The sequence below is a fragment of the Myxococcales bacterium genome (assembly GCA_016720545.1).
Lineage (GTDB): Bacteria > Myxococcota_A > Polyangia > Polyangiales > Polyangiaceae > JAAFHV01.
The window spans coordinates 318525-342583 of sequence record JADKKK010000001.1; the positions used below are offsets into that span (position 1 = coordinate 318525).

The following is a 24059-nucleotide window of genomic DNA, read 5'->3' on the forward strand; positions in this document are numbered from 1 at the left end:
CCACAACCATCGAATATAATTGTTTTTTTCGACGGTTCAAGGTGCGTAGCGGAGCACCCGAGGGAGCTCGGGCTCGCGGTCGTCTTTGCCGTCCGGTCGCTCGAGCCACACCGCCGCGCAGCCCGCGTCGGTGCAGCCTGCGTCGGCCACCGCGTCGGCGCGTAGCTCCTCGCGGCGTCGCGTGACGTCGCCGAGCGACGAGCCGAACCCGCGAACGGCCAGCGCAGGGATGGGCGCTCGCTGACGGCGGGCCCCGGTCGGGGCGCGCTCGGCCCACGCGAGCACGTGCCGGCCGCCCACGCTCCCGAGAAAAAACGGCCCGGGTTGGTGGCCGCAGGTCGCCCGGCCGAGCTCCTCTCGCGTCGTCTCCCCGGAGGCGAGGTCGACGCGCAGAAGGTGGACGCTGGTGGAGAACCGCGATGTGCGGGTCGTGGGCAGCGCCGAGGCGTCCTCGCCCGCGGGGCAACCCTCGTGGTCCTGCGTCGCGACGGCGTAGAGCGTGCGCTCGTCGGCGTCGACGGAGAGCAGATCGTCGTCGTCGTGGAGGCGCGCGGAGAGCTTCTGCGTCGCGCCGCCGCGCGTGATGGAGAGGGCCCCCGAAGCGCCCACGCGAAAGACCCCTGGCCCGCTCGACCCGTGAAAGAGGGCGTGCTCCCGCTCCTCGTCGTCGAAGTCTCGCTCGGAGAGGAGGGGCGCGAGCGGGCCCACGGCGGCGCCCAGCGGCGCGCGGGAGAGCGTGCCCTCGTCGTCGACGATGAGCGAGGCGCGCGAGGGCTCGCAGAAGAGGCTGGGCTCGCCCGTGAGGGGGCTCGGCAGCGCGGCGCGCGCGGGCCCCTCGCCTAGGTCCGCCCAGGCGGCGGTGCGCCCCTCGAGCCAGAAGAGCCCCGCGCGCGTGCTGCACGCCACGCGCCCCGCTTCGTGCTGCCCGAGAAGCGCGCCCCGCGAGTCGAGGCGGACGAGCTGCCGCGCCAGCCCTCCCTCGAGCCGCCCGCGGAACGCCACGATCACGCCGGCGCCCGCGGGGTGGACGCTCACGTCGGAGTCGTGCACCCACTCGGCGGACGGCAGCGCGTCGGTGATCCACGCGACGCGCTCGTCCTTCTCGACCCGCGCGACGCGGAGGACCTTGTCCTTCACGGCGAGGCCCGCGAGGACCACCGCGCCGTCCGCCAACATCACCGCGCCGATCGGCGCGGAGAGCGAGGGCATCGACAGCGGGCGCGCGGGAGAAGGCGCGGAGGTCGTCGCGGGAGGGGGCGCGACCGCCTCGACGACGGGAGCACGACGCCCGCACGTGCACGCGCCGAGGCCCCCCGCAGACAGTGTGGCTGCGAGGAGCCCGAGCCGCGCCGGGAGCCGACGGGAGCGTGGAGAGCGCACAAAGGGGGCGGCCATTGGTAGATTCAGCTTTCTGCCACGCGAAGGTGGCCACATGCAAAACCCCCGTTCAAACCGTGCGTGCGGATTTCCCGCACACGGCTTACCGGTGGTCTCTCGTGCCGCCGCATTACGCGGCCTCCGGATACTGGACGGTGCCTCGCAGACGGTGGAGACCGAAGCCCTCGGTGAAGTAGTCGCGGGTCCACTTCTCGAACGCGCCCGCTGTAGGGCCTCGCTATCGGTCGTTCAGCGGCCAGCCTTGGCGCCCACGACGAGCTTCCGAAACGAGGTCCGCGGCATGCCCGCGTCTCGCGCCGCAGCCGTGAAGTTGCCACCGTGTTTCTCGAGGAGCGCCTGCCCGTAGCTGACCGTGGGGCTCGCTCGCGGTGCGTGCGGCCGGCGGAGCCCCCGGGCGATGTGCGCGTCGGTGAGGACGCGCCCGTCGTCCGCGAGCTCGGCGGCGCGGAGCAGCACGTTACGAAGCTCGCGCACGTTGCCCGGCCAGTCGTGCGCGGCGAGGCGCGCGAGGGCGGCGGGAGTGAGCGCGCGCGGACCGATCTCGCTCGCGTGGGCGGCGAGCAGCCTGCGGGCGATGGCGGCGACGTCGCCACGACGCTCCCTCAGCGGCGGGAGCTCAAGCACGAAGGCCTCGAGGCGGTGGTAGAGATCACGACGAAAGCGCCTCGCCTGCACGTCCTCGAGCAGGGCCTTGTGCGTCGCGGCGACCACCCTCACGTCGGCGCGCTCGCCCCCGCCGCCGCTCCCCACGCGCCGCACCTCGTACCCGTCGAGCGCGCGCAAGAGCTTCGGCTGCGCGTCGAGGGGCAGCTCGCCGATCTCGTCGAGGAAGAGGGTGCCTCGCTGCGCGTCGCCAAAGGCCCCCGCCCGTCGCGCGACCGCGCCCGTGAAGGCGCCGCGCTCGTGGCCGAACAGCTCGCTCTCCACCAGTTCGCGGGGGAGCGCGGCCACGTTGACCGGCACGAACGGCGCCGCGCGGCGCTTGCCCTCGGTATGGAGAGCTTGCGCGACGAGCTCCTTCCCCGTGCCGGTCTCTCCCGAGACGAGCACCGGGGAGCTCCGGTTGGCGAGGCGCCGCACCCGCGCGGCCAGGCGCCGCATCGCCAGCGATCCGCCGGCGATCTGGGGCAGCGGCTCGCCCGCCTCGCCTGCAGCCTCGTCATCGAGCTCGCGGCGCTGGACCACCAGCTGGGTCTCGCCCAGAGTGATGGTCCCGCCGACGCCCGCCCACGCCTCCCGAACCCTCGCGGGGCCGACGTACGTGCCGTTGCGCGAGCCAAGGTCGACGACGCGCAGCCGGCCGGCCGCGAGCGCGACCTCGCAGTGCACACCGCTCACCATCGGATCCTCGAGCCGGTGCGACGCGCGCCTCGATGACCCCAGCGTGAACGGCGCCTCCCCGAGCGCGAGCACCGACGTCCCGTGGCGTTGATGCACCTCGAGCACCCACTCGCCTCTCTCGCCCGGGAGCGCGTCCGTCGGCAGCTCCACCGTCAAGTCCGTGTCTCTTTCGATCTCGCGATCCATCCTGCACCTCCTCGCGCGACAAGAAAAAAGCGCGTGCCCTCCTCTCGGGAGAGCACGCGCGTTCGTTGCGCCGCGATATGCAGTTAGGTGAAGATCAGCCCACCGCGATGCCGAGCACCTTGCGGAGCGCGAGGTACTGCTCGCTCACCGAGAAGACGAGCAGCTCCTTCATCTTCTCCTGCGGGGGCAGGTCGCCAGGCAGCTGCTGCTCGGCGCCGATGATCTTCTTCGCGATGTCGAGGTCGGCGCAGAGCAGGAGCCCCGCGCGCGCCGCTGTCACCTCGGTCGCCTGCATCCAGCGCTTCAGGTCGGCGCGAGCGCCGTCCTCGACGAAGCGGTTGACCACGAGGCGGAGCGAGTCGCGCTCCACCGGCTGCATGTATTTTACAAAGGTCGAAGCGGTCGACGCGACGGCCTGCGCCATGTTCTCGGGCACCGCGAAGTCGGGGAGCACGATCTTGATGGCGGAGAACAAGATCACCTTGAGCTCGTCCAGCGTGGGGAAGAGCGTCTTGATGTAGTGCTCGGAGCGGTAGTGCGCGAGGTGCTTGCCCACGATGAACGTGAGCTCTTGCGGCGAGAACCCGGTCAGCACCGTGTTGCCCGCGACGCTCGCGACGGGGCGCGACGGCACAGTCACCAGCGCGCCCGGCACGTCGTTGCGCAGATACAGCTCGGGGAGCTGGATGCCGAGCACCTGCGCCGCCCACCCGAAGGTCTTGGCGAAGGTCACGGTAGAGGTCGCGGGGTCCTGCTTGAAGCGCTTGTCGAGCGACGGCAGCTGCTTCGCCTGGGCGAGCGCCGTGGTCTTGGCGAGGATCGCCGCGGGCGTGACGAATTCGAAGATCTTCCCGATGAAGATGTTGTCGTCCTTGTGGAAGAGGTTCTTCACCCACTGCTCGTTGTCGAGCCGCGACTTCACCTGGATCATCCCGCGCGGGCGGTAGTCCTCGAAGAAGCGCTGCTCCTCGGCGTCGGCCTTGTGCAGGAACGAGAGCGCGGCGCACATGCACCAGGCGCGATCGTAGTCGTGCATCTTCAGCGACAGCTTGTACAGGCTGCGGTACGGGTCGACCCGAAGCGGCTCCTTCTGGAGCACGATCAGGTGCTCGCCCATCGCCGCCTCGGTGTTGTCGGTGTTCTCGTAGAGCTCCGCCAGGATCTGGCGCTCGAGCGCCTCGTCCGGCTTGAAGCGCGTAGCCATCTTGAAGGCCTCGATGGCGCTCGACCAGTCGCGCTGCCGATCGCGGTAGATGAGCCCGAGGCTGTGCCAGAGCGAGTACTCGAGGTCGGAGTCGGAGACGTTCGCCGTCGAGAGCCGACGGAGCATCTTGCGATACGCGCGCTCGAGGCCCTTCCAGTCCTGCTGGTTGGTCAGGATCTTGTTGATGCGCTCGAAGGCCTGCAGATCGCGGGGGTTGAGATCGAGGGCCTCGTTGAAGAGCTCGACCGCGCGCTCCTGGTCGCCTTCCTTGTCGCGGAAGAGCTGGGCCATCGTGAAGATGAACTTCGACTTGCGGATCGGGTCCTTCTCCATGTCGGCGATCGCCTGCACGGTGTCGATCATCCGCGCCCAGCTGCCCGTCGACTCGTAGAGCGACAGCATCTTGTGGAGCAGCGGGCGGTCCTCCGGCTTGAGGTCCTTCGCCTCCTCGAGGGCCTCGATCGCCTTGGCCGGGCTCTTGTCGAAGTCCTGCCAGATGTCGGCGATCTCGACGAGCATCTTGAAGCGCTCGTCGCCGTCCATCACGTTGTCGAGGATCTGGCGCTTGTACGCGACGACCTGCTTCCAGTCCTTCACGTCCGAGTACACCTCGATGAGGGCATCGAGCGTGGGGCGGTGGGCCGGGTCGACGCCGAGCGCCTTCTCGAAGTTGTTGATCGCCTGCTTCGCCTGTCCCTGCTCGCGCTTGATGCGCCCGAGCTTGAAGTAGACGTCCGCGCGCGCGTCGAGCTCGTCTTCGCCGAGGGTGGTGAGCACCTTCTGGAAGTTGTTGAGCGCGCCGGCCCAGTCACGGAGCCGGAAGCACACCTCGGCGAGCCCCCGGATGGTGACCTGGTCGGTCAGATCGAGCTGCTGAGCGGCCGAGTAGGCCTTCAGCGCGCGATCGTCCTTGCCGAGAGACGCCTGGACGCGACCGAGGTTGTTCCAAAGGTCGTGCTGCTCGGAGCGATCCCGCTTGCCGGCCTTCCGCGTGAGCATCTCGAGGAGGGGCTCGGCCTTCTCCCAGAGCTCGCGCGCGACGTAGTCGTGGGCGAGCGGGAGCGCCGCGTCCTCGTTGTCCGGATCGGCCTCGTTCGCCGACTCCCACGCGAGGACCGCGGCCTCGTGCTCGCCGAGCATCTCCTCCCGGAGACGCCCGAGCTCGACGAGGATGCGGGCCCGCTGGCGGGGCACGGCCGTGTAGCTCTGCTCCTGGTCGAGGTACCGCGCCGCCTTGTCGTAGTCGGCGTTGTCCATCGCCAGCACGCGCAGCGCTTGGAGGGAGGGGATGTGCGACGGATCGAGATCCATCGCCATCTCGTACTTGTCCTGCGCCGAGAGGCGGTCGCCCACCTTCTCGTCGAGGGCCTTACCGATGCGGTAGTAGGCCTCGACCCGCTGCTTCGCGTCGGGCGTGAGCTCGGCGACCCGGGTCATCGCGTCGATGGCCTGGGTGATGTCGCCCGTCTTCTCGTAGAGCTTCGAGAGCGCCTCGAGGGCAGGCACGTTCGTCTCTTCCAGGTCGACGATGTTGCGGTACGCGTCGATCGCTCGCTCGGGATCGGAGATCTCGTCCGAGTAGACCTGCGCGATGGCGCCGTAGAGCTCGACCTTGGTGCGGCGATCGATCGTCGCCGAGATGTGTCGCTCGTAGGTCGCGATGAGCGGCTCCCACTGACGGAGCTTGCGGTAGCAGCGCGCGAGCGCGACGTACGCCTCCTCCTGGTTGGGGTCGATCTCGACGGCGTGCTCGAGGTGCTGAGCGGCGAGGTCCGCCTTGAGGAACTGCTCCTCTTGGAGACGCGCGAGCTTCATGAGCAGGTCGATGCGCTCACGCTCCGTGGTGACGACCTCGAGCTCGTTCTCGTGCACGCGGACGAGGTCCGGCCAGAGCTGGAGAGCCTCGTACACGCGGCCAAGACCTCGCAACGACTGGAGATTTTCGGGTTCAATCTCCAAGACCTCGCGGTACAGCTGCGCGGCCTTCTGCCCCTCGGCGGGCATCGCCTCGTAGAGGGTGGCGATGCGGAGCTTGGTCTGAGCGATGAGGTCGGGCGCGTCGAGCGCACCCACCTTGCGGTGGAGGATGTCGACGAGCTCGCGGTTCTGGACACGCGACGCATAGATGCGCTCGAGGTTCTCGATCGCGGGCAGGAACTTCCCGTCCACCTCGAGCGCCCGCGTGAAGTAACCGACGGCCTGGTCGGTCTGGCTCATCTGGCTGTCGAGCAGCTCGCCGAGCTCCGTGAGGACCTCCTTGCGGTCGGTGTCGCCGACGGCCACCTCGAGCGCCCGCGTGAGCGTGGCGCCGAGCTGTTGCCAGTTGGCGTTCTTCCGGTAGAGCTGCGCCATCTGCCGCAGCGCGCCGACGTTGTTCGGGTCGAGCTGGACGATCTGCTGGTAGAACGGCTGGGCGTACTCGGGGTGGCCGAGATCCTCGCCGTACCACTTCGCCAGGTGGAGGCAGAGCCGCACCTTCTGGGGCGCCTCCGTCTGCTGCTGGAGCAGGTCGTTGGCGCGCTGGATGACCTCGCCCCAGCGGCTCGTCGCGAGCGCCATGCGCTCGAGGTACTTCGAGGTCTCCTTGTCGTGGAAGTCCTCCTCGAAGGCGGTGAGCAGCGCGTCGAGCGCGGCGCCCTTGTCCTCGGCCTTCTCCTCGCAGACCTTCGCCACGCGGCGGAGGAGGTCGGAGCGCTCGGGAACGTCGGTGCGGGTCTCGCGGCGCGCGAGGTAGAGCTCGATGAGCGCCTCCCAGCGAGCGGCGGCCGTGTGGAGGGCCTCCAGCTCGAGGAACGCCTCGTCGTGCGTCTCGTCGAGCTCGAGGACCTTCTGCCAGGCGAGCGTGGCCTTGTCGGGCTCTCCGACGGTGTCACGCCAGAGCGCGGCGACTCCGCGGAGCTCCTCGATCCGTGCGGGCACGTCGGCGAGCGCGTCGGCGCGCCGCATCTTCACGTCGATGACGTCGACCGGCTGCTCCTGCTCGCGGTAGATGGCCTCGAGCGCGTCGAGCGCCTCGAGATCGGCCTCGACCTCGAGCAGCTTGCGCCACGCCTCGGCCGCGTCGTACGGCTGCGCGAGGCGGTCGCCGTAGGTGCGTCCGAGCTCTCGGAACAAGGCCTTGAGCTCCTCCGCGTCGAGCAAGGCGGCGGCGCGATCGACCTGCTGGTGGAGGGCGCTGACGAGCTCCGTCGGGTCGTCCTCGCGGCGACGGATCTCGGCGATCGCCCGCAGCGCGGCGAGGTTCGAGTAGTCGTAGTCGAGGACGCGGTTCCAGTCGCTGAGAGCGAGCTCGTCGCTCGCGAGGCACTCGGTGAACACCCGGGCGCGGCGCGTGAGGATGTTGACCCGATCGTCGTCGGACTCGGCGATGTCGTGCTGGCGCTCCAGCACGTCGACGAGCTCGCGCCACGCTTGCTGGCCCTCGTAGAGGCCCGCGAGCGCGAAGAGCGCCTCGGGATCCTCGCCTCGAAGGTCGAGCACGAGCTTCCACGTGTCGATCGCCCGCGTCGCGTCGTTCAGGCGCTCCGAGGCGAGTCGCGCGAGCTTCGCGCGAATGTCCGCCTCCGCGGCGTCCCCAGCGGCGTTCTCGAGCTCTCGCTCGAACACGCCGTTCAGGAGCACCCAGGCGCCCTCCGCCTCGTAGATACGCGAGAGCGCAGCGATCGCGCCCTCGTGCCCACGCTCGAGGCCGTCGAAGATCGTGCGGTACGCCCGCGTCGCGTTGGCGGCGTCGAGCAGACGTGTCTCGTAGACCTCGCCGAGGCGGGCGTAGAGGTCGACGAGGTCGACCTGCTCCATCGGCACCTTCACGCGCGACTCGAGCACCTCGGCCAGCTCGCGCCACTGCTCGAGCGAGAGGTAGATGCGATCGAGGTTCTCGAGCGCCTCCGGCTCCAGCGGGTCGACCGTGCGGACGTACTTGTAGGTCTCCTCCGCCTTCTGGACGTCGCCCAGCTGCTCCTCGAAGGTGCGCGCGAGGCGCTTTCCGAGCGTGCGCTGGACCTCGTGGTCGGCGGGGTGAAGACCGAGCACGTCGGCGTACGCGTTGGCGAGGTGCTCCCAGCCGCCGTCGAGCAGCGCGGCGACGCGCGGAGCCTCTTCGCCGGCGCGCTCGTCGAGCGGGTACTCTTGCAGTACCCGCACGTAGACGGCGAGGGTCTGGACCGGATCGAGGAGCTTGTCCTCGAAGAGCTCGGCGATGCGGTAGTACGCCGCGAGCCGCTCCTCTTTGCCGCTGACGCGCCCCTCGACGACCTCAGGGGGGATGTGCGACAGCTGTGCTTCGTAGACCGCGGTGAGCTTCGCCCACTCCGCGGTGTTCTGGTAGAGCGGCTCGAGGATCTCGGCGACCTCGGCCTGCAGGAGGTTCTGCGCGAAGAGCCCCTCGAGCGCGGCGAGCGTGCCCTGGTGGTCCGGAGCGGAAGAGATGACCTCGCGGTACGAGGCGATCGCCAGCTCAACGGCGCCGAGCTTGAGCTCGTACACTTGCCCGAGCCGGAAGCTCAGCTCGAGACCCTCGGCCGGCGAGTCGGCGATCTCCGCCTCCCGCTTGAGGATGGCGGCGAGCTCGCTCCACCGCTCGGTCACGGTGAACAGCCGATCGAGAGAGCGCAGCGCCACCAGGTTCTCTGGCTGCACCTCGAGCACTCGCTGGAAGCGAATGATCGCGTTGACGTTGTCCTCGAGCGAGAGCTCGAAGATCTGCGCCGTGCGGAGCCCGAGCTCAACGAAGCGGTCCGGGTTCTCGGCGAGCCGCGCGAGCTCCGCGTCGTAGAGCGCCGCCACGTCGCCGTAGAGGCCGAGCGCGAGCGCGATCCGCTCCAGGTTCTGGAGCGTGACGTCGTTGCCGTTGTCGAACACGAGCGCTCGCGCGAACGTGTCGAAGGCGTTCTTCGCCTCGTCGAGCGCGTCCTCGTAAAGCCGCGCGATCCGGTGGAGCAGATCGACGCTGAGGAAGGCGTCGTCGCTGTGCGCGACCTGCACCTCGTGGACCGCGACCAGCGCGCGCCACTCGCCCGCAGCCTCGTAGATCGGCTCGAGCACCGCCGCCGCAGCGAGCGGCTCGACCGCGCCGGACTTGAGGCCCTCGAGGGCGCGCAGCGTGGGCGCGTGATCGGGCGCCTGGCCGAGAATGTCGCGGTAGAGCTCCACCGCGCGGGGCACGTCCTCAAGGCGCTTCTCGTAGAGCTCCGCGATTCGGTACTGGAAGCCGATGGCCTCCGCACCGTCGGCGCACATCTCGCTCTCGCGAGTGAGCACGCTGAGCAGCTCGGTCCAGTTCTGGGCGTGCTCGTAGAGCACGTCGAGCCGGGAGAGCGCCTGCAGGTCGTCGGGATCCAGCTCGAGGATGCGCTGGTACGTGTCGATCGCGCGAGGCACGTCGCCGAGCTCTCGCTCGTAGACCGCGCCGACCTGGTAGAGAATGCGCTTCTTCTCGTCGGGGTCGACGATGAGGTCGACCTTGCGCGCGTACACCGCGAGGAGATCCGCCCAGCGGCTCAGCTCGAGGTAGCGCGTGACGAGCGCGTCGAGGGCGCGGAGGTCGTCCGGGTCGAGCTCGAGGAGCACGTTGTAGACCGCGATGGCGGCCTCGGGCTTCGAGAGCACGTCCTCTTCGATGGCCGCGGCCTGGAAGAGCGCGTGCTTCTTGTCGTCCGGCTCGTCGAGGATCTCGGCCTTGCGCTGGAGCGTGAGCGAGAGCTCCGCGTAGCGCTCGGTCTGCCGGAACAAGCGCTCGAGCGACTCGATCGCGTTCAGGTTGGTCGGGTCCTGCGTGAGGACGCGGCGGTAGTGGGCGATCGCCGTGTCCACGCTGCCGATGTCGCGCTCGTGGACCTCGGCGCTCATGGTGAGGAGCGTGCTCGACAGCACCACGTCGGTGGTGGCGAGCGCCTGGCGCTCGTACACGTCGGCGAGGTCCTGGAAGCGGCCCGTCGTGCGAGCGACGCGGTCGATCTGCGTCTGCGTTCGGTCGCTCGCGGGATCGGCCGCGAGGGCGCGCGCGAGCGTGGTGAACGCCGAGTCGAGATCGCCGGCGGCGTCCTCGTGGAGCTGAGCGATCTGGTGGAGCAGCTCGACCTGGCGCGACGCGTCGTCGCTGCGGCGGACCTGCACCTCGTGGGCGCCGATGAGCTTCGCGAAGTCGCCCGTCTGGCGGTAGAGGGGCTCGAGGAGATCGGCGATGCGCAGCTCGTGCGCGGAATCCGCGCCGAGACGCTCGAGCGCGGCGAGGGCGGGGGCGTTGCTTATCTCGCGGTCGAGCACCTCGCGGTAGCCTTCGATGGCGACCTCGACCTGCCCCATTTCGGACTCGCGGAGCGCCGCGAGGCGGAGCATCAGGCCAATTTGGGCGGCCTCGTCCTGAGCGAGCACGAGCTGCGCCTCGAGGTTGTCGGCGAGCTCACTCCACATGCGCTGACGCGTGAAGAGCGCGTCGAGCGCGGAGAGCGCGGCGGCGCTGGCCGAGTCGATCTCGAGGACCTTGCGCCAGCAACCGACCGCGGCTTCGGGGCGGCCCAGGTTCACGTCGTACGTGGCCGCCATCTGACCGTAGAGCTGCTCTCGCTCGTCAGGGTCGACGCTCTGATCGATCCGCCGCTCGAAGACGCTGATGAGGTCCGTCCACCGCTCGGTGCGGACGAACAGCTGCTCCAGGGCCGCGAGCGCGGGCGCGTCGGCGGGATCGAGAGACAGCACCTTGCCGTAGGCAGCGGCGGCCGCGTCGATCTCGCCGAGGTGCTCCAGGACGTTGGCCTGGCGCATCCAGTACTCACGCGCGAGGGCGGCGTCGGTGAGGGTCTCCGCGACCTCGTTGTAGAGCGCGGTGAGCTTCGTCCACGCATTCGATGCGTCGGCGACCCGCTCGAGCTCCGCGCGCGTGTCGGCGAGGGCAGGCTGCTCCTTCACCGCCAGAGCGAGCGCGTCGAACGCCTTCCCCTGGTCGGCGAGCGCCTCGCCGCTGATGCGCGCGATCTTCCGGAGCAGCTGCACCTTCCGATCCGAGTCGGCGTCGGTCTGGCTCAGGATCTCGAGCGCGTTGATCAGCTTCACCCAGTCGCCACGCTCCTCGTAGATGCCTTCGAGGATCGTGGCGGCCTCGCCGCGGAGGCTCTCGTTCGTGAGGAGCGCCTCGAGCGCGAGCCGCGCCCCTTCGTGGGCGGGCGCGAGGAAGAGGATCTCGCGGTAGTTCTCGAGCGCGCCGGCGGCGTCGCCGAGGTGCGTCTCGAGCACGCCACCAAGGCGGTGCTTGAGGTCGACGATCTCCTCCTCGGAGAGGTCGAGCTCGATGCGGCGGCGGAGCACGTCCGCGTACGGCGCCCAGCGCTCAAGTTGCCTGTAGAGTACATCCAACGCGGCGAGGGCCTGGGTGTCGGTAGGCTCCTCTTCGAGCACCGCGTCGTACGTATCGATGGCGCGATCGACGTCGCGCAGCTCAGTCTCGTAGAGCTTCGCGATCTCGTAGCTGATGAGCTTCTTGTCCTCCGAGGTCGGGGCGAGCTCGCGCTTCTTCTCGTAGATGCCGAGCAGCTCGCCGAACTTCTTCGTCTCGCGATAGAGGCGCTCGAGTGCCTCGAGCGCGGCGGGGTTCTCACCGTCCGCCTCGTACACGGCGCGGTAGGCGGCGAGCGCGCTCTCCACGTCGTGGCGCTCCTCCACGTGCACGCGACCTAGGCGGAGTCGGAGCATCACCGCGAGATCGTGGTCGGCGGAGTCGTCGGCGCGACGCACGACCACGTCGTACGCCTCGACGACGCGCTGCCAGCCGCCCACGGCCTTCGCCGCGCGCTCCACGTCGAGCGACGCCGCCTCGTCCTGGGGCGAGACGTCGAAGGCCGTGAGGTAGCGCTCGAAGGCCCTCTGGGGGTCCTTGACCTTCGTCTCGTAGAGCGCGGCGACCTCTCGGAGCAGTCGGACCTTCTCGAGGTCGTCTTCTTCGTGGCCGAGCTTCACCTCGATCGCGTTGGCGAGGCTCTTCGAGTTGTTCGCCGCCGTGTAGATGGGGATGAGCGCCTCAGCGGCGCGCAGGCTCTGGGGCTCGAGCTCGAGCACCTTCTCGTAGGCGCGCGCGGCCCGATCGGCCTTCTGCTTCTTATCCGCCCAGAGCTCGGCGATCTTGAAGAGCAGGCCGATCTTGGCCTCGGCGTTCGCCTCCTTGGCCTCCTGCTGCTCGAGGACACGGATGAACTCGTCCCACTTGCCGCTCTCGGCGTAGAAGACCTCGAGGTCGTCCCACCGTCCGAGCACCAGGTACTTCTTCTTCAGCGCCTCCTGCGCCTTGCGATCTCCCGGCTCGAGGGCGAGCAGCTGGCGCCACGCGTTGACCGCGCCTTCGTCGTTGCCGAGGCGGTCACCGTAGAAGGTGCCGAGCTTCGAGAGGATCTGGACGCGGGCAGCGTCGTCGTAGGTGACTTCGACCTGTCGCTCCAAGACCACGACGAGCTTGTCGTATTCCTTGGAGCGCTCGTAGAGCTGCGAGAGCGCGCCGAGCGCCTCTGCGTTGCTCTCGTCGGTGGTGAGCACCTCGTTCCACAGCTCGATGCACACCTCGGGCTTCTTCACGCGCTCGGTCGCGAGCTTCGCGATCTCGAGGAACTTCGCGGCGCGCTCGGCTCCGTACGTGCGCTCTGCCTCGCGTCGGTGAAGCGTGAGGAGCTTCTCCCAGTCGCGGCGCTTCTCGTACATCTGGCGGAGGAAGTCGTTTGGCGACCGCGTTCTCCGGAGTCGATCTCGACCACCTGCTCGTAGGCCTTCACGGCCTCGGCCTGATTGGCGAACTTGCCGGTGTAGAGCTCGGCTGCCTTCGTGAACAGCTCGACCTTCTCGACCGGATCGGGCACGAGCGCCGCGAGCGAGAGGAGCGTACGAACGTACTCGTTGTAGCGCTTCGCTGCCTCCTGCTTCTCGGCCGCCGCGCGCAGCTCCGCGATCTTCTCCTCGTCGACCGCGCCGGACGCCGGCGAAGCGACGGGCGTGGGCTCCGCGGGGGGCGCCGCCGCCGCGGCGGGCGCGGCGGCTTCGGGCTCTTCCGCGACGGCCGCAGGCGCCTCCGCGACGGCCGCAGGCGCCTCCGCGACGGCCGCAGGCGCCTCCGCGACGGCCGCAGGCGCCTCCGGCGCCTCCGCGACGGGCTCCTCCGCGACCGCGGCAGGGGTCTCGGCCACCGCCGCAGGGACCGGGGGAGGCGGCTCGGACGCGGGCATCGGCGGCGCCGCGATCGTCGGCGCATCCGCCGGCTCGTCCTCTTCCGGCTGGACCGTGGCTAGACGCGCCGGGGCGTCGATGGCCGCGATGCGTGCAGACGCGAGCTCGAGGGTCGTTGGATCGATCGCCGCGAGCTCGACGGTCTCGGCGTCGTGCATGGTCACCGGGAGGACGGAGCGGCTCGCGGCGGGCGCGCCAAGGGCTTCGCCGATTTGCGTCTCGAACGCGAGCACCGTCGGGTGATCGGGGACGAGCGACTTGAGACGCTCGAGGCTCACCCGCGCGCGAATGAGATTCCCCAGGCTGCGCCACGCGATCGTGCCTGCTTGCGACAAGAGGAACGCGAGGTTCTCGGGCGTCGTCTGCTGCGTCGCCGCCTCTTCGGCGAGGCCGAGCACGCCCTCCCAATCGCCGCCCTTCTTGCCGCGCAGGTCGCGCAGGTACTGGAAGGCGCCTTCGTTCGACGCGTCGTAGCGCACGGCCTGCTCGAGCCAGCTCGCGCCTACTTCGAGGTTGCCGTGGCGCGCGCCCCAGCGCACGCCAAACGCGAGCGCCGCCTGTCCACGCGCGTGCCTATCGGACAGCTCTGCGACGATCGCGGCCTGCACTTGCTGCAGCTCTTCGCCGCGCCCCGCGTCGATGAGGAGCCCCTCGTAGAGCGCCGCGACCTGCTGCGCGCTCGGGTCCGCCGCGTAGGCGGTGTGCATGAGCCCCTCGAGCTCGTCAGGGGCGAAGCGACGCGCGACGCGCGCGGCGCGCAGGAGCACGCGGGCTTTCGCTCCGGGCGGGAGCTGCGCCGACGCGCGAACCAAGTGCGCGACGTGGGTCTGCCACGACCCGCTCTCGACCTGCACGTCCTCGAGGCACGCGCTCGCGAGCGCTGCGCTCGGGCCGCCCTCCGCTGCGCCGAGGCTCTTCGCGTACGTGGACGTCGCGCGGTCGTAGTCGCCGGCGTCGCAAAGCACGTCGCCGAGCTCGAGCAACAGCTCGGCGCTGCGCGGGCCCTTGAGCGTCTTGAGCTCGAGCTCGAGGAGCTTCTGCACCATGTTCAACTTGCCGAGATCCCAGTAGACGGAGCGCGCGCGCGCGAGGCTCTCCGTCACCGCCGGATTCAGCTTGAACGCGTCTTGGAAGTGCTTCAGGGCCTTCACCCCGAGCAGGAATTTGTCCTCGAGCAAGAGCCCGAGCCGCAGATGGCTGCGCGACTTCTCCTCGTTCGTTCCAGACGAAGTGCTCTGCTCGAGCTCCTCGACAAGCCCTTGCCAATCCCGAACGTTCTCGAGATGCGAAAGACGCTCCTGAAGGTCCATTGACTCCCTCGGTCCGATTCACACGCCGAAGCTCACTTCGTGCGACGTGCCGCGCTCGACACGCCTCCGCTGAGCAGGTGAATTTCCGTACTCAAGCTACCAGAGGCCGCACGGCAGGTGTGCGGCTTCTCTCGCGCGATCGAATTTTTCCGAGCCCCGGGCGGACCTCACACGATCACGGCCCATTGAACGGCAAACGCCCGCCGCGGGCGAAGCCGCGGAGGGCGCGTGAGCGTCGCATGCGGGGTCGGGCTACTGCAGCTGACCGCCGAGCTTGGTCGCGAGCTGCTGGCTCTGCGAGCACTGGTCGGCGTAGCGCGCGGCTGCGGCGCCCTTGCAAACGATCTTGTTGAACGACTGGAGCTGCTGAATCGCCTCGCTCTTTCGCGGCGGCTTCACGGTGGCGTACGCGGCGCCGAGGTTGAAGAAGGCGATCTGCTCGCCGCCCGAGCTGCACTGCCCGCACGCCTTCTTGGCGGCCTCGTACTCGGGCACCGAGCCGCTGATGTCGCCCTTCATTTCCCTGATCTGACCGGCGAGGCTGTGCAGCCCGAAGAGCCCCTTGTCGCCCTCCTTGCCGAACGAGAGGCCCTCCTTGACGACCTGCTCGGCCTGATCGAGGTACCCGAGGCGAATGTACAGATCCGCGAGCGGGATGTAGAACGAGAGGACATCGGGCTTCGTCTCGATGGCCTTCGAGTACGAGCGCAGCGCGCCCTGCTCGTCGTCCAAGTGGAGCAGCACCTCGCCGAGCTCGAAGTGCGCGTCCGCAAGGTTCGGGTCCTTCGAGATCGCCTGCTCGAGCGGCTCCTTCGCCTCGGCCCAAGTCGCGGGGCCCTTCACGGCCATGCGCGCCTGCGCCATGCCACGCTGGAAGTAGTAGTTCGCGAACGTCGGCGCGACGGCCTCCGCGCGCTTGCACGTGGAGGCGACCTTGTCCCAGGCCTCCTTCTTCGTGTACGCGAGCGCGAGCTTCCAGAGAATGCGGTGGTTCGTGGGATCGAGGTTCGTGGCCTGCTCGTACTTCGAGATCGCCTCTTCGATGTTGACCGACTTCGACTTGTCCCCCTCATTCGCGAGGTTGACAGCTTCGATGTTGTTCCGGCTGCACCCCGACGCGGTGGCGAGGATCAGTACGACCGGAACGGCGAGCTTTGCGAACGTCTTCATCGGCGCGGCATCCTAGGGCAGAAGGTCGGTCACTCTCAACCAAAAGCGGCGGCGAGGCCGATCCGTTTCTCGCAGCGCCTCCGAGGCACGATGGCGCGCTTCGCAATCCACGAATCAAGAACGAGAACGCCGCCCGAGCCGTGAGGCGCGGGCGGCGTGCGAGCGTGCAGCGGGGCGATCAGTCGCCAGGGCTGAACGTGATGGGATAGACGACCGTGACGATGCCGCCCTCAGGCTGCGGGAACGACAGGTTGCCGAACCCGCGGACGACGCACGACACCACCGCGCGATCGCTGAGGTCGGAGCCGCCGTCCTGGGCCGTGGAGACCGCGCCCGAGCGGTCGATGACGAACTTCACCGCGACGCGCCCGGTGAGCGCCGGGTTCGTGCGCAGACCGTTCTCGTAGCAGAGACGGAACCGACCGAAGTTCTGGCGGACGATACGCTGGATGACCTCCGGAGGGAGGCGACCGTTGACCTGCGTCGCGCCTTGACGGAGCTTCGGGGTCTTCGTCGCGTGCGAGCCGCCGAGGCGGCCATGGCCGTTGCCCATGCCCTGCCCCGTGCCGGTGCCAGCGCCGTGACCGATGGTGCCGATGTTGCCGAGGCCGATGCCCTCGCCGCGACCGCCACCACCCTCGCCGACACCCGAGAGGCCGAGGCCGCCCGCGCCGAACGAGTCGCCGATGCTGTCGCCCCACATGTTACCGCGCGCGGACATGGGATCGTTGCCGGACGACTCTTCCCTGCCCCACGGAGCGGTCGGGGCGTTCGGATCGCCGCCGGCGCCAACGTTGAGCAGACCGATCATGCCGAACTCTGCCGCCTCTTTCAGCGCGGCCTGTCGCGCGATGTGGGGGTCGGCGTTGTCGGCGGGGCCCTGCACGCCGAAACGGTTTCCCGTCGCCTTCGTGTTCGGGTTACCCATCGAGCCCTCTTCGCCCTTCGCGCGCGTACCCGTGCCGCCTTCCTTGTTGTCGGCGTTGTTGTCCGCGACCTGCTCGGTCGGCTTCTCTTCCTGCTCGCGCTCGGCCGCCGCGTTCAGCATCTTCTGCATGAGCAGGATCTGGTCGCGGTCGATCGCCTCGCTGTCGTCGAGGTTCATCTTCGGCATGAAGAACGCCAGCGACGCGACGATGCCGATGTGGAGCAACGACGAGAGCCCGACGAAGAGGAACGCCGCGGGATCCGCGCCGGCGAAGATGCCGGCCGGCGGCGCCTTGCCCGCGTTGACCGTGCTGACCTGGAAGACGAGCCCACCCTCGAGCTCCATCCGCGCCTTCGCGCTGGCAGGGAGATCGAACTCGTGCCCACCCGACAGCTCGCTCGAGGGACGCGCGCGACCCGAGGCGATGAGCTCCTGGAAGGTCACCTTGCCCTGTCCGGGGATCTCGACGGCGCCAGTAGCGCGGGGGAAGATCACGAGGGCCGCCGCGCCGCCGCGAGCGACGACCACGGGCGCGCGAGTCGTGCCGAGGGCCTCGCTGGGGACGAAGTAGTCACACACGACCTGCGTCTCTTCGCCGACGAAGAACGAGCGCGGCGGAGAGAGGTGCGAGACGTGGAGGACGTTCGTGTCCCACATCACCATGACCTCGAGGGCGGCGACGTGCGCGACCTCGACCTCGTCTGGGTTCACCTCGGGGCCGCTCTTGATGAGCTTGTAGGTGGTAGGCGCGTTCGGGTCGTAGTCGCTGCCGCCGGGCGAGTAGCCCACGCCGGCATCGGCAGCCGCCGCGACGAAGGGGTTCGCGGGCGCCGCCGCGAACGGGTTCGCCGCCGCTGCCGCGAACGGGTTCGCCGCAGGAGCCGCCGCGAACGGGTTCGCCGCCGCAGCGGGCGCTGCCGCGAACGGGTTCGCCGCAGGCGCGGGCGCCGCCGCGAACGGGTTGGAGGCCGGGGGAGCCGCCGCGAAGGGATTCACGCCGGGATCGCCCGACGAGGGGGCCGCCTCGGGGGCGGGGGCCGCGACTGGCGCCGCGAGCTCCGGGGCCGCGGCCTCGGCCGCGGGACCCGCGCTCTCGAGCACGATCGTGGTCGAGCCGATCTGAATCTGGTCGCCCGGGCGAACCTTGCACTTGTTGACGCGCTGACCGTTCACCATCGTGCCCGGCTCGTTGCCGAGGTCGATGAGGGTGATGTCACCTTCGGAGGCGACCTCGATCACGGCGTGCATGCGCGAGGCGAGCTCGTCGTCCACCCGCAGGTGGCTCCGCGGGTCCTTGCCCACCTTGACGATGTCCTGCGCGACCGTGTCGCGGCGGATGAGCTGCTCACCCTGATAGAGCGCGAACGTGAGCGCGACCTTGCCCTTGCCTTCCATCGCAGACCTTTCGCCGCTTCCTAGCGGCTCTGCGGCAAGCGCCGCAGCATGAATGCCCTCGCGGACGAGGGAAATGTTTGGCGAACGTGGCCCGTCAGAGGTTCTCGACGGACTTCAACATCTCCGGAACGAACGACGTTCGCGGGCGAATGAGCGTGGTGCGAACCGGGCCGGGGCGAACGCGAATCGTCGCGTCGTTCGGGCCGAAGCCACCCGCGCTCAGCGGGTCGTCGGAGAACTCGTACCCGTAGCCGTCTCCCCCGCCACCACCGGCGGCGCCGGGCTTGGCAGCAGGAGCCCCAGCGCCCTGCGCGAACGCAGAGGTGCTGAGCAAGAGCGCTCCGAAACCCACAAGACCCACGAAGAGACGCTTCGCATTCGCCATGTTCGTTCTCCTTCTCATCGCACGATGTACCAACCCTTTGGAGGGAGCGCGCGGAAAATTCGCCCCGGTGGCGCGTTTTCTCGTTGCGTTTCAGAGTGTTGGTAAAAATCCAGCGGCAGCTGACCTCCAGCATACCGCGGGTTTCTCAGAAGCGCGTGCCCCGAGAACCTTTCGGCGCTCCGGGGCACGTTGCGAGCGTCTCGGGTGCAGTAGACAGCGCGGTGAGGCGCAGGTTCCCGGATCTCGCGTTTTTTTTGTGCGGGCTACTTCTTGGGTGCCGGCGGGGCTGCCGGCGGGGCCGCCGCGCCGGAGGCCGCAGGCGCCGCCCCTGAGGCCGCCGGAGCAGGCGCCGCCGGAGCGGGCTCTGCGCCGGGCATGTCGAGGAACTGGATCGTGTCGTCGATGTCCTGCACGCGCTCCTTCGAGCGCTTGACGGCGCCGTCGTACTCGCCCTTGCCCTGGGCCTTCTCTACGAACGACTGGAAGATGCCTTTCGCCTGGAGGAGAGCCGCCTTGGTCGCGTCCTTGCCCGCGCCCGACTTGGCCTTGAACTCCTGCACGAGGATGCCCTCGTTGTAGAAGGCGTCCGGGCGCGCGGCGTCGAGCTTCTTGCACGTGTCGAGCTCGGCCTGGACCAAGGCCACGGCCTGGTCGTAGTTCGCGTCGGTCGCCTGGATGGGACCGCGGAGCGCGAGGGCCAAGCCGAGGTGCGCGTCGTAGTCGTTCGGGCGCATGACGAGCGCCTTGCGGTACGCAGTCGCCGCCTGCTCGAAGCCGCGGAACGACAGGTTGACCGCCGCGTAGTTCATCTGCGCTTCGAAGAACTTCGGGTCGAGCCGAGCGGCAGTGGCGAACTCGGCCACCGCGCTGTTCACCTGCCCGAGCTCGTTCTGGATGAGGCCGGCGGTGTTGTGGATGGGCGCGTAGTTCGGGTTCTTCCGGATCGCCTGAGAGCACACGAGCGCGGCGAGCTCGAGCTGCTGGACATCGGCGCGCTTGGCGATCGCCGCGTTGGTGGCGATCTGCCGGCCGCGAGCGCCCTTCTGCGACGACTTCACCGCGCCCGCGCGCTTCTTCGCGAGCTGGAAGTAGTAGAGCGCGAGCTGGTTGAACGCGGGCATGTAGGCGTCGTCGATCGCCAGGGCGCGCTGGAGGTTCGTCTTCGCGCACTCCATGTCGTTGCTGCAGCCGGCCGTGCCCTGCGCCGAGTCGCGCTGCATCTGGAACATCGCGAGGTTCACGAGCGCCGGGACGTTCTGGAACTTCGCGTCGAGCACCGCCTGCTGGAGCGTGGCGATCGCCGCGTCTTCGTTGGAGTTCGCTTTGAAGTCGTAGAGCGCCAGCTGGACCTTCGCGAAGTGGAAGTTCCCGTCGTCGGAGAGCGCCTTCGTGAAGCGCGCACGCGCCTCCTTGTCGTTTCCGCAGCGCTGCCACGCGAGGCCAGCGTTGTAGGTCGCCTCGGGGAACTTCTTGCTCTTCTGCTCGGTGGCCGCCTCCTCGAACTTCTTGGCGACCTCCCCGCAAGCGGCGTCGTTCCAGTCGGCCGCCTTGTCGTGGCCGACCATCGTCTCGATGGCGGCGTTGAACTTGGCCTGCGCGCCTTCGCTCACCACCTCGCCCGCCGTGACAGGCTTGCCTGGGGGCGGAGGTGTCTTCCCCGGAGTCTTGACCTCGACGTTGGCCCCGCCGCCGCAAGCGGTGAGGGCCAACACGAAGAGGCTCGCCGTGAGGATGCCCAGCTTGGATTTCATCGCGACGCTCCTTTTCACTTCTTCTTCCCCGCGGCGGGCTTCTTGGGCGCTTCTTTGGCGGCCGGGGTCTCGGCGCCTGCCTTCTCGGTGGGTGCCGCGCTCGGCGGACGCCACGCCTGTCCACCGATCAGGATCGGCGGGTTCTTCTCGTCGAGACCGCTGTTCGACAGCGTGGGTGCGCCACGGAGCTCGTCGACGACGTGGTACTCGGACTTGTAGTTGCGGGCCAACCAGACCTCGCAGTCACGCGAGTAGTTGTCGAAGTACTGGTACTTCACCGACAGGTCGAGGCACTTCTTGAGCGCCGGCTTGGCGTTGCCCACCTTGAACGGCTCGCTCGCCGCGTCGAGCGCGTCGTAGTACGTGCCGCGGATCTCGGGGTCGGTCTTCCACGCCTTGGGGATTGGCGCCTTGCGGAAGTCCTCCACGAACCGACCCCACATGAGCCCCGAGCGAGAGCCGGCAGCGATGACCCACTTCGGCGGGGGGACGGGCTTGAGGTCGAGGATCTTGACGTAAGAGGGCTCGACCTTCGCGATCGCTTCCTTCTTCTTCGTGTACCACTCCTTGACCTTGCCCCCGATGTGCTTGAGCACGTCTTCCTTCGTACCCACGCCCTTGTACTCGGGGAACACGAGCGGCTCGACCACGGCGCGGCGCTCTTCCTCGGCGATGACGAAGTAGGCCTCGCCCACCGCGTTCAGAGCCTTCGCGAGGCGCTTGTCCTGCTGGCCGGCGTCCTCCGCCGGGTAGGCGGCGCGGATCTTCGCTTCGGCGTCGGCCGGGTTCGCCCAGAGGCTGCGGACCTTCGCGTACTCACCCTTCGCCTGGCGCACGCCGTTCTTGATGTGCGAGTACGTGCGCGCCAGGGTGACGTGCGCCTGGACCTGGATGTCCGGCGGCGCCTTGTCGATCACGCCCATCGAGCCCTGCAGCGAGTTGCGGGCCTTCTCCCAGGCCATGCACTCCTCGCCGTTGAGGCACTCGCCCTCCTTGTCGGCGGCGCGGAGGCCCTCGGCCTTCTCGGCGTAGTGCGCGCCGATCGCGAAGGCGATCGACGCGGTCTGCGCCGGCTTGCTGGCACCATAGTTCTTCTTGAACTTGGCGGCGTCCTTGATGGCCAGGTCCTCCTGGCCGAGGCCGAGGCGGAGGAGCGTGGCGTCGGCGAGGGCGGCGTCGGCCTTGTCGCCCTTGGGGTCCAGCTCGACGTACTTCTCGAACCAGTCGGCCGCGAGCTCGTACACCGCGATCGCCTGGTAGTTGCCGCCGATCTCGTAGGTGGCCTTCTTGGCGAGCGGCGAGTGGGTGGTGGAGCGCGCGTCGAACGCGAGCAGCGCCTGGCGCGCGTCGATCGCCTTCGCGATGAGGCGCGCGGCCTGGAAGGCGCGCGCCGCGTTGTAGACGATTTCGTCGCAGCGGTCGGCCTGGGGCGCCTGGCCGGCCGCGACCGGATCCTGGCAGTACTTGCGGAACATCTGGAAGTACGTGTTGCCCGCCGCCTCGTACTGCCCGAGCGCCTGGTTGCCGCCCTGCTTGTCGGCGATCTCGACGAGCTTCTGCGCCTTCAGGCGGAGGATGTCGACCTGCACCTTGTTCAGGTTGGTGCACTGCTCTTGGTTCTTCGCGACCTTGTCCGGGCTGCAGTAGAGCTCCAGGAACTTGGGCACGTCGGTCGCCATGTCGTCGTAACACGACGGCCGCGACGACTGCGACGCGAGCACGTTGATGCTCTCGAGATAGAGCTGCGCCGCGTAGATGCCCACGTCGCGATCGGCGTTGGTGAGCGCGATGTCACGGAACGCGGAGCCGGCCTCTTCCCAGTGCTTCGCCTCGAAGTACGTGCGGGCGCGCGCGTACTTGACCTCGACGAGCTGCTCCTGGCCCGTGTTGTCGTTGGCCGGCGGCTTGATGTAGCAGATGTAGCGGTTGAACGCCTGCACCATGCCCTTCTGCTGCTCGGTGAACTCCTTCGGCTTGAGGGCCGCGGCCTCCTCTTCCTTCTTCCGCTTCTCCTCCTCCGACTTGTTCTTTCCGGGGAGCTGGCCGATGCCCTTCCGGGCCTCCGCCTTCGGGTGGGAAGCGTCGTACATCTTCTGGTAGCAGAGCACCGACGCGTACGCGGCCTCGGGCGCGTCGGGCCCCGTGGGGTTCTCCGCGACGACGGCGTCGAAGGCAGGGCCGCACTCGGCCCACTTCTCGTCGGCGTAGAGGAGGTCAGCCATGTTGTATTTGATCTTGTAGATCGTGGGCCAGTCCTCCTTCACGATGCGCGGGAAGGTGAACGTCGCGAACTGCTTCGCGTCGAAGGTGTCGACGACCTTCTTGTAGAGGTACGCCGCGAGCGCCTTCGTCTTCGGGTCGTTCGTGCCGCGCTGCCCGCCGGAGCCGGCGGCCTCGAGGTGCCACGACATCGCCGTCTCGGCGGTGATCGACGCGGTCTTGTTGGCGCACGCCTGCTTCGCCTCGGCGCTCTGGCTACCCGCGTTGAACTCCTTGTAGTGCTTCACCTGGTTCTCGATCTCGGCCTTGATGGCGTCCTTGTTGGACGACTTCATGGCCATGGTCGCTTCGGTGATGTGCGCCTGATACATGCAGGTCCTCGCGCCGCTCTTGTCGCGGTTCATGAGGTCCTTGTAGAGAATGATCCCCTCGGGATAGTGGCCGGTGTCCAGGTAGTTGTTACCCAGATCGTCCATCATCTTGAAGGTGTTGTCGTTCCCCGTCGTGTCGCCCGAGATGTTGTGGAAGAAGTTGTACGCCTGGGTGGGGTCACCCTTCATGGCGTACACGGGCACGATGTCTTTTCGCGCGCTGTCGGCGAGCTTCGTCGCGCCGGGGAGCTGCGAGAAGTTCTTGCCGAAGTCGATGGTCTTCTTGAAGGCGTTCATCGCCTTCTCGAACTCACCCTTGTTCCAGGCGACGTAACCGAGCTTGTACCAGGCGTACCCGTACACCTTGTTGCCAGGCGCCGGGTACTTGATGACGTTCTCGTACGCCTGCGCCGCCAGGTCCCACTTGCTGGGATCGCCCTGCGCCTCGTTGAAGAAGAGCTCGCCGAACGCCAGGTAGACGTTCGGGATGTACTTCGAGTTCGGACGCTTGTCCTTCAGCTCGAGGTACACGATGCGCGCCATCTTGTAGTCGCTCGCCTGCTCGTGCTCGTAGGCGAGGTAGTAGAGGACCTCGTCGAGCTGGGCGTAGTCCTGGTAGTCGTTCTTGACCAGCGTGTAGTACTTGATGGCCTGGTTACGGGCCGACTTCATGATCTGGTCGGCCTGGTTCGCGAGCGCCTGCTTCTGGCCCGCTCCCGCCGGGTTGGTCTTCCGGAGGCCGTCGCGCTCGATCTCCGCGTTCGTCTTGTCGCGGAAGGCCGCCGCCTCGAGCTCTACGTAGGCCTCCGCGAGCCGACGCCCGAGGGTGACGCGGTCGGCGGCGTTGCGAGGGGTGTTCCCGAAGAGGCGCTCGATGCCCTGGATCTCCGTGAAGAGGAGGGCGCGCTGGCGAGCCTGAAGGCGGCTCTTGCGCTCGTCGCGCGGCACGTCGTTGACGACCGGCGCGGGCGGCTTGTTGTCGGTCTTCTTCTTGTCGCCGACGGGCGCGACCCCACGGAAGCTCGCCTGGGTGCCCTTGCCGTGGGCCGCGAACTCCTTCGGGCCGGCGACGGCGCACGCGTTGAGCTCTTTCTTGGCCTTCTCCTCGATGCACATCCCTTGGGCGGACGCAGAGAATTCGACCGCGGAGGCGGAGAGGAGGATGCCGAGCGAGACGAAAGAAGTTTTGCGATTCATCG

Annotated in this window: 8 protein-coding genes; all 8 read right to left on the reverse strand. The window is 68.5% G+C overall.

Annotated elements, in window-relative coordinates:
* Positions 1-36: 36 nt before the first annotated feature.
* Complete coding sequence (locus IPQ09_01305; GenBank protein MBL0192856.1) at positions 37-1395, reverse strand: hypothetical protein; 1359 nt, start codon at positions 1393-1395, stop codon at positions 37-39.
* Positions 1396-1626: 231 nt separating this feature from the next.
* The gene (locus IPQ09_01310; GenBank protein MBL0192857.1) at positions 1627-2925 is read right to left on the reverse strand and encodes a sigma 54-interacting transcriptional regulator; all 1299 of its coding nucleotides are present in this window, start codon (positions 2923-2925) and stop codon (positions 1627-1629) included.
* Between the two features lie 94 nt (positions 2926-3019).
* Positions 3020-12811: a tetratricopeptide repeat protein gene (locus IPQ09_01315; GenBank protein MBL0192858.1), complete on the reverse strand. Its 9792-nt coding sequence runs from the start codon at positions 12809-12811 to the stop codon at positions 3020-3022.
* 2081 nt (positions 12812-14892) lie between these two features.
* The gene (locus IPQ09_01320; GenBank protein ID MBL0192859.1) at positions 14893-15810 is read right to left on the reverse strand and encodes a tetratricopeptide repeat protein; all 918 of its coding nucleotides are present in this window, start codon (positions 15808-15810) and stop codon (positions 14893-14895) included.
* A 178-nt stretch (positions 15811-15988) separates the two neighbouring features.
* Positions 15989-18133, reverse strand: a complete 2145-nt coding sequence (locus IPQ09_01325; GenBank protein ID MBL0192860.1) for an AgmX/PglI C-terminal domain-containing protein — start codon at positions 18131-18133, stop codon at positions 15989-15991.
* 94 nt (positions 18134-18227) lie between these two features.
* Entirely contained in the window at positions 18228-18467 is a 240-nt protein-coding gene (locus IPQ09_01330; GenBank protein MBL0192861.1) for a hypothetical protein, read from the reverse strand.
* A gap of 314 nt (positions 18468-18781) precedes the next feature.
* A complete protein-coding gene (locus IPQ09_01335) occupies positions 18782-20269 on the reverse strand; it encodes a hypothetical protein (protein ID MBL0192862.1) in 1488 nt (495 codons plus the stop codon).
* 14 nt (positions 20270-20283) lie between these two features.
* Entirely contained in the window at positions 20284-24057 is a 3774-nt protein-coding gene (locus tag IPQ09_01340) for a hypothetical protein (protein MBL0192863.1), read from the reverse strand.
* Between the last annotated feature and the right edge of the window lie 2 nt (positions 24058-24059).